Below are 16559 nucleotides of genomic sequence, written 5' to 3'. Positions count from 1 at the left end.
GGCGTTCCAGCAGCACTGTTCCGAGTGAGCGGCCTTCCTGTAAGTACAGCTGGCAGGATGGACGCCATGGCCCAGCCCTCGCTCCTCGGAATACGGAACTTCCGCCTGCTCCTGATCGGGCAGACAACCAGCCAGCTCGGTGCGCAGGTGAGCGGAGTGGCGATTCCGCTGCTCGCCGTGCTCACCCTTGAGGCTTCAGCTTTCGAGGTTGGGCTAGTGGCGGCATCGTCCACCCTGGCCTTCGCACTGATTGGACTGCCCGCGGGCGCATGGTTGGACCGCGTGCACCGGCGCCCGGTTCTGATAGCCAGTGATTGGATCCGGGCAATCCTGATGCTCAGCATCCCGGCGGCGGCTGTGCTTGGCGTTCTGTCTATTTTTCAGCTGGTCATTGTGTCCCTGCTATCCGGGTTCGCCCGTGTGTTCTTCGACGTGGGCTACCAGAGCTATATACCGTCGGTGATTGGCAAGAACCGCGTGCTTGCCGGCAACTCCGCGATGGAGACGATTCGCGCGTCCGGGCAGGTTGTGGGCCCAGGCTTGGGCGGGTGGCTGGTTGGACTCATCGGGGCAGCCGCTGTTCTCCTGGTTCAGGCTTTTACTTTCGTGGTATCTGCTGTCTCATTGATGGCCATCAGGTCTCCGGAGCCGGAGATCGAGCGGTCACCGGAGCGGCCGAACCTGTGGCGGCAGATTCGCGATGGCTTGTTCTTCGTTCTCAACAACCGGATTCTCCGCTCAGTAGCGATTGCAAGCGCCGCAGGTAACTTCGCGTTCGCCCTTGCGTCAGCAGTGACGTTCATCTTCATGTCACGGGAGCTGGGACTCACACCCGCTGCGATCGGCATAATGATCGCCCTCGGGTCGTTGGCTGCGCTTGGCGGCGCAGCCCTTACGCCGCTTCTTTCGAGGATCTTCGGCTCTGCCCGCATCATTTGGCTCTCCCTCGTGGCAACCGGGCCCTTTGCACTGCTAACACCCCTTGCCCAGCCCGGATGGTGGGTGCTGCTCCTCCTCGCCGGACTGGCGGTCGGCGAACTCGGACAGATTGTCTACGCAGTCTCGAACGTCAGCCTGAGGCAGCAACTCTGCCCTGACCATCTGCTTGGGCGAGTGAACGCAACAATGCGGTTCCTGATCATGGGGGCATTTCCGCTCGGCGCGCTCCTGGGAGGACTCTTGGGAGACGCGGCAGGCACCCGTGCCGCTCTCTTCGCTGCCGGATTCATCATCGCTGGATCCGGCCTGCCGCTGTTCTTCTCCCTGCGCGGCGTGCGGGAGGTCGCCGAGCTTTCGAGCTGGGATCCCGCTCCGCGGCAGTAGTCCCAGTGGCCCGAGTTTTTAATACACACGTTGTGCACCGGGTTTTCCACAGCTGTGTGTAACTCTTCCACTCGCAAGACAAGATTTCCCGCAAGAATGCGGAACTCCTTTTCCACACCTGTGGAATTACATGTGTGTAAGTTTTCCCCGTTGTGGATAAGGGCTGTTGATAACTAGAAGAGCTGCGTCACGCGAGCGGCTCCAACGAACGTCAGCGCCACGAGGACCAGAGTAAGGACCGACAAGCCGCTCCACTGAATCAGTGAACGGTTCCGGCTCCGCGGGGTGTAGGCAATGATCGCTGCAGCTGCGCCGCCGGCCAGAAGGCCACCGAGGTGCGCCTGCCACGAAATGCCGGGAACCACAAAGCCGAGAACCGTATTGATGGCAATCAGGACGACGAGCTGGCGCACATCTCCACCTCGTCTGCGTTGCACCACCAGCATGGCTCCGAACAGCCCGAAGACCGCACCGGAAGCGCCAACCACCGGCTGCAGGGGGTTGGATAGCAGCAGGACGGCAACTGACCCGGCGAAAGCCGCAATCAGGTAGAGCGCCAGGAAACGGGATCTGCCAAGAAGCGGCTCCAGAGCCTGCCCGATAATCCACAGGGCGTACATGTTAAACCCGATGTGTAAAAGGAAACCCGTGGAATGCAGGAACGCGGCAGTGATCATTCGCCAGGGCTCCGGGGTTGTGACTCCTGAGGTATAGACCCCGGCATAGGCAAGCATTTCGGTGATGCCGGGGATGGTCATTTGGGCCAGGAAAAGCGCCACGCAAGCACCGATGAGCGAGAAAGTGACAACGGGACGCCCCTGACGGACAGCCCCTCCGAATACGGTCTTTTGCACAGGTGCGCTGCGCTGAGCCTCCCGCACGCAATCCACGCATTGAACCCCGACGGCGGCCGGACGCTGGCATTCCGGGCAGGCAGGCCTGCCGCAGCGCTGGCACCGCACGTAACTCACACGATCGGAGTGGCGTGGGCACACGGGAACGTCCTGGTCCGGCCGGCCCGCCGGAATTCCGTAGGTCATGAGACGTTAGACCTGCTCAACGGTGATGCTGCTGATGACGACATCCTCGAGCGGACGGTCGCGGCCGTCGGTGGGGATGGCGTTCAGCTTGTCGACGACTGAACGGGACTCCTCATCCTTCACCTCGCCGAAGATGGTGTGCTTGCCCTGAAGCCAGGTGGTGGGAACGGAGGTGATGAAGAATTGCGACCCGTTAGTGCCCCGCCCGCCCTGCAGACCCGCATTCGCCATGGCCAGCTTGTAGGGGGTGGTGAAGTCGAGATCAGGGTTGATTTCGTCGTCGAACCGGTAACCCGGGCCACCGATGCCCTGTCCCAGGGGGTCGCCGCCCTGGATCATGAAGTCCTGAATGACACGGTGGAAGATGGTGCCGTTATAGAGGGGAGCGTTGGTCTCCTCGCCTGTTTGAGGGTGCGTCCAGGTGATTTCTCCGGTTGCCAGCCCGATGAAGTTCTTCACGGTCTTGGGAGCATGGTTTCCGTAGAGTTCAACCTTGATGTCGCCGAGGCTGGTGTGGATGGTTGCGTGTGCTGTAGCGATTGCAGTCATGGGTCCCATTCTTCCATGACGGCCTTTTCGCATGCCGGGCCCAGGAGCTTCCGCGCACAGTGAAAACCCTGTGAAATTTTCCCGCAGATAGCACGGGATACCGATAGCACGTAGGCTGACTAGGAAACGTCACTATCCCTGGGAGGTAGTTGTGAAGAAATCCGAACGCGTTGTCCGCACCATCGAAAACAACGTTTTGATGGGCGTCGGCACGGCACGGGGTTGGGCCGCTCCGCGAGTGGATGCCGCAAGGGTCTGGGTTGCCCCACGCATCGAGCGGGGCATCGAAGTTACGGCACCCAGGATCCAGCAGGGCGTGGACCGCGCATCGCAGTCCCTCCAGACGGGCATTGCCACGGTGACTCCGCGCATCCAGGAGGGGCTGGACAGGGTTGTCGAAGGGACCCGGCCTCGTATCCAGCAGACGATCGATCGGGCTACGCCCGCCTACAACCAGGCGCGCGACCGGGTGGTTGTCGAGTACATCCCTGCCGTTTCGAACCGATTGAGCGAAGCTGCTGACTCTGCGTCGCGCTCTATAGCCGCAGCCACCATCCCGCCGGGTGTCGTGGGAGTAGTCACCCGCGTGACCGGTGACAAGAAGGCCGTCAAGAAGTACCAGAAGGCTGCGGTTCTCGCGGCTCAGCGCGCGGCAAAGGACCTGAAGCGCACTCCGCCCCGCAAGGGCGGCAAGGGCTGGCTCATCATCGGCATCATCGCAGCGGCCATTACCGGCGGGATCGCCGTCTGGCGTGCTTCGCAGCCGGTTGAGGACCCTTGGAAGACGCCGGCACCCGTCGAACCCCGTCCTGTTTCCGAAGGCGCCCACACGGATGAGGCGAAGCAGGCGGTGACAGACATCAAGGAGGCGGCTGACCGGGCGGCAGAGAAGGCTGATGACGACGCCGGCGCTCCCAAGGGTCCGGCCGTCTAGCCCACCGCTCATTCTCGGAAGAGCGGGAAAGGTCCTTTCGGAGAGGGATCTTTCCCGCTTTTTTCGTGTCCGGAGATGGGCTCAATGCGCCCGGTGGTAGATTTGCGGCCGTGCACCCCGCGAAGCCGTCAGTGTCCATCGTGATTCCGGCCTACAACGAGGAAGGCGTCATTCGCCAGTGCCTCATCGCCGCCATCTACCAGTCCATGCCGGCCCACGAGATCATCGTGGTGAACAATCGCTCTACTGACAGCACAGCCGAGATTGTGCGCCTAGTACAGCTTGAGTACCCCGAAAGCCGGATCCGTCTGCTTGAGCAGAATGAGGAGCAGGGGCTGATCCCCACCAGGAACTATGGTTTCGACCATGCGGAAGGCGACGTCCTGGGCAGAATCGACGCAGATTCCGTTCTTGAGCCGGACTGGGTAGAGACCGTGCAGACGGGGTTTTCCGATCCCGCCGTAGCCGCAGCGACGGGACCTGTGGTGTACTACGACATGCCGATGAGGCGCTGGGGACTCAAGGCCGACGACAAGATGCGTCAGTTCGTCCTCAAGCTGGCGCGAAACCAGTACCACTTCCTCTTCGGATCGAACATGGCACTGCGCAGGACTGCCTGGGAGCAGATCCGTGACAGCACCTGTCGGGACGAGAAGGATGAAATGCACGAGGACATTGACATCTCGCTTCATCTCGCCGAGCAGGACCTGGTAATCCGCTACATACCGTCCATGGTTAGCGGAATGTCTGCCCGGCGACTCGAAAACTCGCCCAAGGACTACCGCTACTACGTGACGCGCTTCGATCGCACTTACCGGGCACATCAGATCGACAAGCGGGTGTTGAAGATCCCGATGCTGATCTTCATGTCCATTTATTACCCGGCGAAGGTCCTGCGCGCTGTGCATTCCGTGAGAACAGCGCGAACCGTAATGCCCCGACATTGAGCCCTCAGGCCCTTGCATGAGGCGGGCAGCGGCCGACCATTACACCACGGGAAAAGCGAAAGAGTCCCAGCCGCTTGGCTGGGACTCTTTCATTCGGTGGAGGCACGGGGACTCGAACCCCGAACCCCCTGCTTGCAAAGCAGGTGCGCTACCAATTGCGCCATGCCCCCGAAAGGAACCTGACCAGTCTACCCTGATCAGCCGCGAAGCCCTAATCGACCGAATCGGTCGCCTCGCTCCACACTTGCTTTTCCTTCTCGGACTCCTGCCACCGCTTGTAAGCGAAAGCGCCTGCAACCGCAGCTGCTACTACCAGCAACTTCTTCACAGTGCTCCTTCCCTTGCAGTTTCCTGCCGGTGCCAGAATCCGTGGGCGTACCAGGACTTGAACCTGGGACCTCTTCGTTATCAGCGAAGCGCTCTAACCGCCTGAGCTATACGCCCCGAACCTCATCGGGCCGAGATACGACTTTACAGTAGGGCCGCCGCAATCAACAAATTGAGCGGCCCAACCGCCGTCAGTCGTCCGTGAGGGTCACCCCGATACCGCCCACCAGAGTGGACGAAATGTTGTAGAGAACCGCCGCAAGCATGGCCAAAGCGGTCAGCAGGACAACGTTCACCACCGCGATGATGGTCGCGAAGGAAACCACCTGCCCCAGCGACGCGAACTGGCGCAGGTCGAAGCCTTCGCCCTCGGAGCCGGCGATCTCGCCGAGCAGCTGATTCACGCGGTCGAAGATGCCCGTAAGGTCGAGAACCGTCCAGATCACAATGGCCGCCACCACAGTGACAATGCCGAGTGCGACGGACAGAAGGAAGGCCATCTTCAGGACCGACCAGGGATCGATCTTGCTGATCAGGAGACGTGCCTTGCGTGCCTTCGCCTTGGGCGCAGGCTTGACCAGCCCCGGCCGGTTGCCCGGGCGAGGTGCCGACGACGCCGGCCGCTGGGTAGGGCGCGCGGGCGCATTGATCCGAGGTCCTCCGCCTGACGACCGCACGGCGCTTCCCGTGGTCGAACGCGGATTTGAGTTGCCAGAACTCACTCAGAACCTCCCATATCGGTTGGCTCAGCCTCAGGCTCAGCCGTTTCTCCTGACGACAACGGTACTTCATCCACACCTTCGGACGCAGTTTCAGCGTCAATGATCACGGCTGTGGGAACGGCCGCCTCTTCAGCGGTCAAGCCGCGTTCGGTGTTGCGGGCGACAGCGATGATACGGTCAGATTTGTCGGGCTTGGCGAAGATGACGCCCATGGTGTCACGGCCCTTTGCGGGAACGCCGGCTACCGCGGAACGCACTACCTTGCCTCCGCCCATGACAACCAGGACCTCGTCTTCCTCCTGCACGATGAGCGCACCAACCAGGTCACCTCGCTCTTCAGCCAGCTTGGCCACCTTGATGCCAAGGCCTCCACGGCCCTGGACACGGTACTCATCCACTTTGGTCCGCTTGGCAAAGCCGCCCTCAGTCACGATGAAGACATACGAATCGTCGCTGACGACGTTCGCAGCCAACAGTTCGTCGTCCTCACGGAACTTCATGCCGGTTACGCCGGAGGTAGCGCGGCCCATGGGTCGAAGTGCCTCGTCGGTGGCGCTGAAGCGCAGCGACTGGCCTTTGCGGGACACCAGCATCATGTCGTCGCTTTCGGAAACCAGCTGGGCGGATACCAGTTCGTCGCCGTCGCGGAGGTTGATGGCGATGACACCCGCCGAGCGGTTGGTGTCGTAATCTGCCAACCGGGTCTTCTTGACCAGGCCCCGTTTGGTCGCAAGGACCAGGTAAGGCGACTGCTCGTAGTCCCGAAGGTCGAGTACCTGGGCGATCGTCTCGTCTGGCTGGAATGCCAGCAGGTTTGCCACATGCTGACCCTTGGCATCCCGTGCGGCTTCGATGAGCTCGTACGCTTTGGCGCGGTAGACCCTGCCGAGGTTCGTGAAGAAAAGCAGCCAATGGTGGGTGGTGGTCACAAAGAAGTGCTCGACGACGTCGTCGCCGCGCAGCTGGGCGCCACGAATGCCCTTTCCGCCACGGGCCTGCTGGCGGTAGTTGTCGCTGCGCGTGCGCTTGACGTATCCACCCCGGGTGATGGTAACCACCATCTCCTCTTCGGGGATGAGGTCTTCCATGCTCATATCGGCGTCGTAGCCCATGAGGATCTCGGTGCGGCGATCATCGCCGTGCTTGTCGACGATTTCCTGCAGTTCGGTCGAGACGATCTCCCGCTGCTGGGATTCCGAGGCCAGGATCTGCTTGTACTCGGCGATTTCCGCTTCCAGCTTCGCGTGCTGATCCTGAATCTTCTGGCGCTCGAGGGCGGCCAGACGGCGCAGCTGCATGTCGAGGATCGCCTGGGCCTGGATCTCATCGATGTCCAGAAGGCCCATGAGCCCGTTGCGGGCATCCTCGACCGTCGGAGAGCGGCGGATCAGGGCGATGACCTCGTCCAGCGCATCCAGTGCCTTCAACAAGCCCCGCAGGATGTGGGCTTGTTCCTCGGCCTTTCGCAGGCGGTACCGGGTCCTGCGGACAATCACTTCGAGCTGATGCGTCACCCAATGGCGGATGAACGCGTCGAGGCTTAGCGTGCGCGGCACGTCGTCAACGATCGCCAACATGTTGGCGCTGAAGTTTTCCTGCAGCGACGTGTGCTTGTACAGGTTGTTGAGGACCACCTTGGCTACCGCGTCGCGCTTCAGCACGATCACCAGGCGCTGACCGGTGCGGCCCGAGGTCTCATCCCTGAGGTCGGCGATGCCTGAAATTTTGCCGTCCTTCACCAGGTCGGCGATCTTGATCGCAAGGTTGTCCGGGTTCGCCTGATACGGGAGCTCGGTCACTACCAGGCAGGTGCGTCCCTGGATCTCTTCCACATTCACCACGGCGCGCATGGTGATGGAACCTCGACCGGTCCGGTACGCGTCCTCAATGCCCTTGTGGCCCAGAATCTGCGCACCGGTCGGGAAGTCCGGGCCCTTGATGCGCTGGATCAGCGCCTCAAGCAGTTCCTCCTTGGACGCCTCAGGATTCTTCAGATACCACTGGACACCGTCGGCCACCTCGCGCAGGTTGTGCGGCGGGATATTGGTGGCCATGCCGACGGCGATACCGGAGGATCCGTTGACGAGCAGGTTGGGAAAACGGGACGGCAGGATGGTGGGTTCCTGGTTCTTGCCGTCATAGTTGTCCTGGAAATCGACGGTTTCCTCGTCGATGTCGCGGACCATCTCCATGGCCAGAGGCGCCATCTTTGTTTCGGTGTATCGCGGAGCTGCCGCGCCGTCGTTACCCGGTGATCCGAAGTTCCCCTGCCCCAGCGCGAGTGGGTACCTCATGGTCCAGTCCTGGATGAGCCGGACCAGTGCATCGTAAATGGCGCTGTCACCGTGCGGGTGGTACTGGCCCATGACTTCGCCGACCACGCGCGCGCACTTGTTGAACGAGCGGTCGGGGCGGTAGCCGCCGTCGAACATTGCGTACAGCACCCGCCGGTGAACGGGCTTCAGCCCGTCGCGCACATCGGGCAGCGCGCGGCCAACGATAACCGCCATCGCGTAGTCAAGGTAGGACCGCTGCATCTCGGTCTGCAGGTCCACCTGCTCAACCCGATCAGTCAGGACCGTCCCCTCGATCGGGGTCTCGGCGCCGGGGCCCGGAGGCGTTACTTCGTCACTCATCTAGTTCATTCCGTTTCGTGAATGCTTTTGGAGGCGGCAGCCGGGAAGCCGTTGTGGTGCTGCCGACGCGTCCGAGGCGGGGTCAGATATCGAGGAACCGAACGTCTTTCGCGTTCTGCTGGATGAAGTTGCGGCGCGACTCCACGTCTTCGCCCATCAGCACCGAGAAAATCTGGTCGGCCGCTGCGGCATCGTCCATGGTGACCTGCAGGAGCGTGCGGTTGTCCGGGTCCATGGTGGTTTCCCACAGCTCGGTGTAGTCCATCTCGCCCAGGCCCTTGTAACGCTGGATGCCGTTTTCCTTGGGCAGCCGCTGGTTGTTGGCAAGCCCGAGCTTGATCGTCTCGTCGCGCTCCCGGTCGCTGTAGACGTAGGAGTGCGGCGCGTTGGACCACTTGATCCGGTAGAGAGGCGGCTGTGCCAGGTATACGTATCCGTTCTCGATGAGCGGCCGCATGTAACGGAACAGCAGGGTCAGCAGCAGGGTGGTGATGTGCTGGCCGTCCACGTCGGCATCGGCCATCAGCACGATCTTGTGATACCGGGCCTTCTCTACATCGAAGTCCTCTCCGATACCGGCGCCGAACGCCGTGATCATCGCCTGTACTTCCGCGTTGCTCAGCGCACGGTCGAGGCGGGCCCGTTCAACGTTCAGGATCTTTCCACGCAGCGGAAGGATCGCCTGGGTCTCGGGGTTACGTCCGCGCACAGCCGAGCCGCCGGCCGAGTCACCCTCCACAATGTAGATCTCAGACTTCGAGGGGTCCTTGGACTGGCAATCCTTGAGCTTGCCGGGCATGCCGCCGGACTCCAGCAAGCCCTTGCGCCGGGTGGACTCACGTGCCTTCCGGGCGGCAAGCCGCGCCTGAGCGGCCTGGATGGACTTTCGAATGACGTCCCGGGCCGGTCCGGGGTTACGCTCGAGCCAGTCGCCCAGCTGGTCGGTCACCACACGCTGGACAAAGCCCTTGGCTTCGGAGTTTCCCAGCTTGGTCTTGGTCTGGCCCTCGAACTGGGGCTCGGACAGCTTGACGGAGATGACGGCAGTGAGCCCTTCGCGGATGTCGTCACCCGTGAGGTTGTCGTCCTTCTCCTTGATGATGTTTTTCTCGCGCGCATAGCGGTTGATGAGTGAGGTCATCGCGGCGCGAAAACCTTCTTCGTGGGTACCACCCTCGTGCGTGTTGATCGTGTTCGCGTACGTGTGGACGCTTTCGGAGTAGGCAGTGGTCCACTGCATCGCCATTTCGACGGCGATCGACTTGTCCTGGTCTTCGGTTTCGAAGGCGATGACGTCCTCGTGGATGACGTCCACGCGCTTCGACGAGTTCAGGTGCTTGACGTAGTCCAGCAGACCATTCTCGTAGAGGTACTCCACATGGCGGTGCTTGTGTTCTTCGGACTGTTCCTGCTCAGCGTGTGCAGCGTCGGTGATCTCCTCGGTTTCCACCTCGGGAACCCGTTCATCCACAAGGCTGATCCGCAGGCCTTTGTTGAGGAAAGCCATCTGCTGGAAGCGCGCGCGGAGGGTCTCGAAATCGAACTCCACGGTCTCGAAGATCGCCGGGTCCGGATAGAACGTCTGGGTGGTGCCGGTCTCGTTGGTTTCCTCGCCCTTTTCGAGCTGGCCGACAGGTTTGCCGCCGTCTGCGAAGGACTGGCGCCATACGTGGCCCTGCCGGCGAATTTCCGTGTCAACACGGTAGGAAAGCGCATTAACGACGGAGATACCGACGCCGTGCAGGCCACCTGATACGGCGTAGCCTCCGCCGCCGAATTTGCCACCGGCGTGGAGGATGGTCATGACTACTTCGACGGTGGGTTTGCCCTCCGTGGGATGCATGTCCACCGGGATGCCGCGGCCGTTATCTATGACCCGGACACCACCGTCGGCAAGGAGCGTCACCTGGATGTGGTCGCAGTAGCCGGCGAGGGCCTCATCCACAGAGTTATCCACAACCTCGTACACGAGGTGGTGGAGGCCGCGCGGACCGGTTGACCCGATATACATACCGGGCCGCTTGCGCACCGCTTCAAGTCCCTCAAGGACAGTGATGTCACTCGCGCCGTAACCCTTGTGTGAACCGGCACCGCTCTCCGGTGTTCCGGTGGATTCCACTTCGTTGTCGTTAGCCACGGGCGCTGTCGACTCCTCGTTGTCCAGGTGTTTATGTCTCAGAATGAAGGCATCCCATTAAGGAATGCCCACAGGTCCTATTCTACCGTGCGGACAGGCGCACGGAGGCGCCAATTGCCCTCTACAGCCGAATAAAGCGCGATTTAAGCTCTCAGCAGGGGGTCGCGTGGGGGCGTATACGTGCGGAGGGGTCCGCTACGCGCTGTACGCCCCTCATCGGGAGACTCCAACTCCGATTCCGGAGGCGGCTATCCATAGGTGTCACGTGGCCCGCGGCCCCGGACCGCACGCCCGCCCTTTCGCCATGACGGAGCCGACGGTCCAACGATCGTCATGGCTGTCACCACTCCTGCTCCGAGCTCCTGTTCGAACCGTCGCAGCAGATCAGGGCTGATCAGCCGCAGCTGCGTTGCCCAGGCAGTGGAATCACAGCGCACCAGCACGGTGGTTTCCCGAAAGCTTTCCGGCACGCAGTGCGCTGCGATCTCCGGTCCCACCAGTTCCTCCCACCGGGCCATCACCGAACCGACGGCGACCGGTGAGTTCCAGCCTCGCTCGCTGAGTAGGCGACCGAAGACTGCGCCCACACCCTGCGGATCCCTTCCTGAATACACTTCCTCAGACGAAGACTTCCGTCCCGCACTGACTGCACGACGGCGCCGCGTGGCCGGTGCCCGCATCTCACCTCGTGCTGCCGACGCCTCGCGCAGGCGGTTCAGCAGCAGTTGCGGTGCATCCTGTGCGGGCGTCTCATTCGGATGAGCGGCACGGACGGCTTTACCGTCGTCGTTGCTCTGGTCCTTCTCCTCTTCGCGTGGCTCAGGCCGGTACTTCACTCAAGCCTCCGGGCACCACGGAAAGGTGCCGGCCATCGAGACCGGCCGGGACGTCATCTCCCACAGCCGCCGTAACCAAAACCTGCTCCGCGCCGGCGACCACCGATGCCAGCCGGTCACGCCGGTAGGCATCAAGTTCAGCGAAGACATCGTCCAGAATAAGGACGGGAGATGACCCGGGCGTGTGGTCGTCGTCGGACAACAGGTAAAACGAGCCGAGGCGCAAGGCCAACGCCATGGACCAGGTTTCGCCGTGCGACGCGTATCCTTTCACGAATGCACGGCCGAGCATCAGCTCTACTTCATCGCGGTGCGGGCCGACCAGGGAGATTCCACGCTCTGTTTCGCGCCGCCGCTGCGAGGCGATTGCGCTTAGGAATTTGTCAGTCAGTTCTTCCACCGACAGCGTGCTCAGGTCTTCCAACGGAGCCGATGCCCCGTCGTCGTCATCCGCGACCGGGCTGACCAGGGAGGAGCGGTAGGCGGCATTGGCCACCTTCGAACCATCCGTCAGCTCGCTGTAGGCCTTCTGCATATGCGGGACCAGGCGAGTCAGAACAGCCATGCGCGCGTGAAGCAACTGCGAACCCACCGCTGCAAGGTGCTGGTCCCAGACCTCGAGGGTTGCCTCGTGTGCCGAGGTGAGTCGTCCTCCCCGCAGTGACTTGAGCAGCGCGTTGCGTTGTTTGAGTACCCGCTCGTAGTCAGCACGAACACCAGCGTGGTGCGGTACAAGCTGAACCATCAGGTCGTCGAGGAAGCGGCGCCGATTGGACGGGTCACCCTTGACCAGCGCAAGATCCTCCGGAGCAAACAGGACCGTGCGCAGAATGCCGGCCGCCTCCCTCGCCCGGACAGGGTTGGCCCTGTTGATGCGGGCGCGGTTTGCCCGTTCGCCGTTGATCTCCAGCTCGACGCTGGTTGCCTGCGTTCCCCTCACGAGCCGGCCGCGAACCAGAGCACGCTCGGCATCGAAGGCGATGAGGGGCTTGTCCGAGCTCACCCGATGCGAGGACAACGACGCCAGGTAACCGACAGCCTCCACGATGTTGGTCTTCCCCACACCGTTGGGACCCACAAAGACGGTAACCCCGGGTTCGAACGAGACGTCGAGCTGCGAGTAGCTGCGGAAATCGGTCAGGGAAAGATGCTGGACGTACACCGGGGCTCTATCAGGCTGGGTTGCGCGGAGGACGCACGGCATGCCCGCCGAACTGGTTCCGCAAGGCGGCGACCATCTTCAAAGAGGGTGCTTCCTCCTGCCGCGAGCTGAAGCGTGCAAAAAGCGCGGCAGTGATGACGGGAGCGGCTACCTCGTTCTCGATCGCCTGCTCCACGGTCCACCTGCCCTCGCCCGAATCTTCAATGTAGGCACCGACCTTGCTCAGCTCGGGGTCTTCCTCGAGCGCCTTGACGAGTAGGTCAAGCAACCAGGAACGAACCACCGTCCCCTTCTGCCATGCCTTGAACGTTCCGTGTACGTCCTTGATGATGTCCTTCGCCTCAAGGAGTTCGTAGCCCTCGGCGTAGGCCTGCATCAGCCCGTACTCGATGCCGTTGTGCACCATCTTCGCGTAGTGTCCCGCACCCGTCTCGCCCACATGGACGAAACTTTCAGAGCGGTCGCCATCCGGACGGAGGGCGTCGAAGACCGGCATGACCCGCTCGACGGCGTCGTCCGGGCCACCGACCATGAGCCCGTAACCGTTCTGCAGGCCCCAGACACCGCCGGATACACCGCAGTCCAGGAAGCCGATTCCTTTCTCGGCCAGGGCTCGGCTGTGTTCCTGGTCAGTGCTGAACTTGGAGTTTCCGCCGTCGATCACCAGGTCGCCTTCAGAGAGTCTTGCACGCAACTCCTCAATCACCTGAGCGGTGATCGGACCGGCGGGAACCATGACCCAGACGACCCGGGGTGTAGGAAGCGCTGCAAGCAGATCATCCAGGGTCGCGACATCCGAAACGTCGGGGTTGCGGTCGAACCCGGTCACCTCGACGCCCCTGGAACGCAACCGTTCCCGCATGTTGTAACCCATCTTGCCGAGTCCGATCAGGCCAATATGCATGTGTCCTCCATGGTTCCGGTAGATGGGTTGTACTGGTGCTACTGGTTGGGCAGCCTCACCGGCATCAGCAGGTAACGGTAGTCTTCCCGGTCCTCACCCGTGGGCTCTTCCTGCGCGGAGATAACTGCCGGCTTGGGCGGAGTGGTGAAGGAAAAACGGACAAACTTGCTGCTGAATGCCCCAAGGCCTTCGCTCAGGTAGTGCGGGTTGAAGGCGACTGTGATGTCGTCGCCCTCAAGCGTTGCCTCGATCGCCTCGGATGCCTGGGCGTCTTCGCCTGTTCCGGCGTCGAGAACAACCTGACCCGCACTGAAGGCAAGCCGAACAGGAGTATTGCGCTCCGCGACGAGGGCCACGCGCCGGACTGCTTCGACCAGCTGGCTGGTCTCCACCGTGGCATGGATCGGGGTGTTTTCCGGGAAGAGGGACCGGATCTTGGGGTAGTCGCCGTCAACAAGCAACGACGTCGTCCTGCGGCCACCACTCTCGAAGCCGATGAGTTCGCTGTTGTCAGCCAACGCGATCTTGAGGTCGCCGGCACCACCGAGGGTCTTGGCAACTTCGCTGAGCGTCTTGGCCTTCACCAAGGCACTGGTAGAGATGCCGGGATTCGCGGGCTTCCATGAGAGCTCGCGCAGTGCGAGGCGGTACCTGTCAGTGGCAAGGAAAGTGATGAGATCTTCTTCGATCTCCATGCGGACGCCGGTCAGGATGGGCAGAGTGTCATCACGGCTGGCGGCGATGATCACCTGTGAAACCGCCTCTGCGAACGCGTCCCCGTCGACGACGCCGCTGACGTCGGGCAGGCTTGGCAGCTCGGGATACTCGGCCTCCGGCATTGTGGCCAGGTTGAACCGGCTGTTGCGGCAGGTGAGGGTGACTTTCGAGCCGTCAGTTTCAACCTCCACCGGTGCGGAGGGCAAACTGCGGCAGATATCCGCCAGGAGCCGACCTGAAACCAGGATCGTTCCTTCTTCAGCAACGTCAGCCGGAATCTCAAGCCGTGCCGAGATCTCATAGTCGAAGCTGGCCAGGCTCAGGCTGCCGGTTCCTGCCTTGATCAGCAGTCCCGAAAGCACCGGGACCGGCGGACGTGGCGACAGGGAACGCGCTGTCCAGGTAACGGCCTCGGCCAAGACATCGCGCTCGACTCGAAATTTCACTGAGGGGTGCCGCCTTTCGCGAAGTACATCAGGGAAGCCACCCATCCTCGACCCTTCTCTGCGAAAGGAGGACGCGTGAGCAAAGGTCAACTCTACGTAAGTGACAGCTTAGCGCGACCGAGCAGGTGGGCTGCCCGGGCTGGACGGAGGGGAAATGTTATTTGGAAAGGATCGATGGATTAAGGATCAGTAGTGTTAATAACTTCTGTGGAAACTGTGGATAACCCATGAGATCCGCGTGATCCCGGCCTTCGCCGTTGTTGAAACCATGTGGGCTCAGGTGCGGTGAGCAGAAGCAGGGATGTGCACGAAATTCTTGTGATTCGGCGCATCCACAGGTGCCCTGTGGGTTGTCCTCATTAACGTCCACTGGCAGGCGGGAGTTATCCACACTTCTTTCCACAGTTGTTAATTTCTTAGCCGCTGACAGCTGTCTCGAACGAAGCGCCCGTCGTTGAGCTGCCTAGCCGTCTTTCTGATGATGCTTGATCCGGTTCGTCAGCTCAGTTACCTGGTTGTAGATGGCCCGACGTTCCGCCATGAGCTCGCGGATCTTGCGATCAGCGTGGATCACGGTGGTGTGGTCGCGGCCGCCCAGTTCCTGACCGATTTTCGGAAGGGACATGTCAGTGAGCTCCCGGCACAGGTACATCGCGATCTGGCGCGCGGTCACCAGGGTCCGGGTACGCGACTTGCTGCAGAGGTCTTCGAGGGTGATGTTGAAGTACTCGGCTGTCTGCGCCATGATCAGCGACGAAGTGATCTCCTGGGCACCGTCGTCGGTAATGAGGTCCTTGAGGACAATCTCGGCAAGGTTCTCGTCGACGGCCTGGCGGTTCAGACTTGCGAACGCCGTCACTCGAATGAGGGCACCTTCGAGCTCCCGAATATTGGTCGAGATCTTCGAGGCGATGTACTCCAGCACCTCATCCGGTGCGCTCAGGCCCTCACTTATTGCCTTCTTGCGAAGAATGGCAATGCGTGTTTCGAGCTCCGGCGGCTGGATGTCAGTCAGCAGGCCCCACTCAAACCGGGAACGCATCCTCTCTTCAAAGCCCGACAGCTGCTTTGGCGGTAGATCCGAGGTGATGACGACCTGCTTGTTGTGGTTGTGCAGGGCATTGAAGGTATGGAAGAACTCCTCCTGCGTGCGGTCCTTGCCGGATAGGAACTGAATGTCATCGATCAGGAGGATGTCGACGTTCCGATAGGTCTGCTTGAAACTGGTGCCTTCATCGTCCCGGATGGAGTTGATGAAGTCGTTGGTGAACTCTTCCGAGTTGACGTACCGAACACGGATCCCGGTGTACAGATGGCGGGCGTAGTGACCTATCGCGTGCAGCAGGTGAGTTTTGCCGAGACCCGAGTCGCCGTAGATGAACAGTGGGTTGTAAGCCTTGGCGGGTGCTTCCGCGACTGCAACGGCAGCTGCATGGGCGAAGCGGTTGGAGGAACCGATGACAAAGGTGTCGAAGATGTACTTCGGATTCAGTCGGCCAAACTCGTGCGAGTTGCTCGGCGGTGTCGGGGACGGCGCTGCATCCCGCTCCCGCTCACGCTGCACGAGGTCCTGCGGAACTTCCTCCGGTTCTTCCTCCATGATCGGCGTCAGCTCGGGGTCAATCACAAACGCGCACTGAATGTCCTCACGGAAGACATCCCGCAGCGCATCATCCAACGGGCTCTTGAGCTGACTTTGGAGAACTTCCCGAGTGAGTTCATTGGGCACCGCAACCAGGAGCGTTGTTCCGATCAGCCCCTGAGCCTGAGCGAGGACCACAAACCCCCGCTGGCGCGGAGAGATGCGCTCGTCCTGCTCAAGGGTACGGATGACCTTGCGCCAGGAACTGCCTACATCGTTGATCTCGTCGGTGCTCAC

Annotated in this window: 13 protein-coding genes, 2 tRNA genes and 1 pseudogene; 3 read left to right on the top strand and 13 right to left on the bottom strand. The window is 61.6% G+C overall.

Annotated elements, in window-relative coordinates; all coding sequences use genetic code 11:
* Nucleotides 1-66: 66 nt before the first annotated feature.
* Complete coding sequence (locus GC088_RS00080) at nucleotides 67-1323, top strand: MFS transporter (protein WP_323959893.1); 1257 nt, start codon at nucleotides 67-69, stop codon at nucleotides 1321-1323.
* A 173-nt stretch (nucleotides 1324-1496) separates the two neighbouring features.
* Here the strand turns inward: GC088_RS00080 and GC088_RS00075 are convergent, their stop codons facing one another.
* The gene (locus GC088_RS00075; RefSeq protein ID WP_323959892.1) at nucleotides 1497-2102 is read right to left on the bottom strand and encodes a rhomboid family intramembrane serine protease; all 606 of its coding nucleotides are present in this window, start codon (nucleotides 2100-2102) and stop codon (nucleotides 1497-1499) included.
* 267 nt (nucleotides 2103-2369) lie between these two features.
* Nucleotides 2370-2912, bottom strand: a complete 543-nt coding sequence (locus GC088_RS00070; protein WP_323959891.1) for a peptidylprolyl isomerase — start codon at nucleotides 2910-2912, stop codon at nucleotides 2370-2372.
* Between the two features lie 151 nt (nucleotides 2913-3063).
* On the opposite strand from GC088_RS00070, the gene GC088_RS00065 reads away from it, so the two are divergent.
* Nucleotides 3064-3846, top strand: coding sequence for a hypothetical protein (locus GC088_RS00065; protein WP_323959890.1), 783 nt, complete (start codon nucleotides 3064-3066; stop codon nucleotides 3844-3846).
* A 110-nt stretch (nucleotides 3847-3956) separates the two neighbouring features.
* A complete protein-coding gene (locus GC088_RS00060) occupies nucleotides 3957-4793 on the top strand; it encodes a glycosyltransferase family 2 protein (RefSeq protein ID WP_323959889.1) in 837 nt (278 codons plus the stop codon).
* Between the two features lie 97 nt (nucleotides 4794-4890).
* Here GC088_RS00060 and GC088_RS00055 read toward each other — a convergent pair.
* The 11 genes and pseudogenes from GC088_RS00055 to dnaA form a co-directional block, all read right to left on the bottom strand.
* Nucleotides 4891-4963: transfer RNA gene (locus GC088_RS00055), tRNA-Ala, on the bottom strand.
* Nucleotides 4964-5004: 41 nt separating this feature from the next.
* Nucleotides 5005-5121: a DLW-39 family protein gene (locus tag GC088_RS00050; protein WP_323959888.1), complete on the bottom strand. Its 117-nt coding sequence runs from the start codon at nucleotides 5119-5121 to the stop codon at nucleotides 5005-5007.
* 42 nt (nucleotides 5122-5163) lie between these two features.
* Nucleotides 5164-5237, bottom strand: a tRNA-Ile gene (locus GC088_RS00045).
* 74 nt (nucleotides 5238-5311) lie between these two features.
* Nucleotides 5312-5842 carry a DUF3566 domain-containing protein gene (locus GC088_RS00040; protein ID WP_323959887.1) on the bottom strand — a complete coding sequence of 177 codons (531 nt, stop codon included), beginning with the start codon at nucleotides 5840-5842 and terminating at the stop codon, nucleotides 5312-5314.
* Nucleotides 5839-8478 (bottom strand): DNA gyrase subunit A, encoded by a 2640-nt coding sequence (gyrA, locus tag GC088_RS00035; RefSeq protein ID WP_323959886.1) that lies wholly within the window; start codon nucleotides 8476-8478, stop codon nucleotides 5839-5841. The genes GC088_RS00040 and gyrA overlap by 4 nt, the downstream gene beginning before the upstream one ends.
* 82 nt (nucleotides 8479-8560) lie before the next feature.
* Nucleotides 8561-10615 (bottom strand): DNA topoisomerase (ATP-hydrolyzing) subunit B, encoded by a 2055-nt coding sequence (gene gyrB / locus GC088_RS00030; protein ID WP_416377477.1) that lies wholly within the window; start codon nucleotides 10613-10615, stop codon nucleotides 8561-8563.
* Between the two features lie 248 nt (nucleotides 10616-10863).
* Nucleotides 10864-11451: a DciA family protein gene (locus GC088_RS00025; RefSeq protein ID WP_416377476.1), complete on the bottom strand. Its 588-nt coding sequence runs from the start codon at nucleotides 11449-11451 to the stop codon at nucleotides 10864-10866.
* Nucleotides 11435-12613, bottom strand: coding sequence for a DNA replication/repair protein RecF (gene recF, locus GC088_RS00020; protein WP_323959885.1), 1179 nt, complete (start codon nucleotides 12611-12613; stop codon nucleotides 11435-11437). Before recF ends, GC088_RS00025 begins: the two co-directional genes overlap by 17 nt.
* 10 nt (nucleotides 12614-12623) lie before the next feature.
* Nucleotides 12624-13517, bottom strand: coding sequence for a phosphogluconate dehydrogenase (NAD(+)-dependent, decarboxylating) (gene gnd, locus GC088_RS00015; protein ID WP_323959884.1), 894 nt, complete (start codon nucleotides 13515-13517; stop codon nucleotides 12624-12626).
* A 38-nt stretch (nucleotides 13518-13555) separates the two neighbouring features.
* Complete coding sequence (gene dnaN, locus GC088_RS00010; protein WP_323959883.1) at nucleotides 13556-14680, bottom strand: DNA polymerase III subunit beta; 1125 nt, start codon at nucleotides 14678-14680, stop codon at nucleotides 13556-13558.
* A 463-nt stretch (nucleotides 14681-15143) separates the two neighbouring features.
* A pseudogene (dnaA, locus tag GC088_RS00005) lies at nucleotides 15144-16537 on the bottom strand (chromosomal replication initiator protein DnaA); the annotation flags it as partial.
* Nucleotides 16538-16559 lie beyond the last annotated feature (22 nt).

Source organism: Arthrobacter sp. JZ12, assembly GCF_035189165.1.
In the GTDB taxonomy this organism is placed as follows: Bacteria; Actinomycetota; Actinomycetes; order Actinomycetales; family Micrococcaceae; genus Arthrobacter_D.
This window is presented reverse-complemented; position numbering and strand designations above follow the sequence as displayed.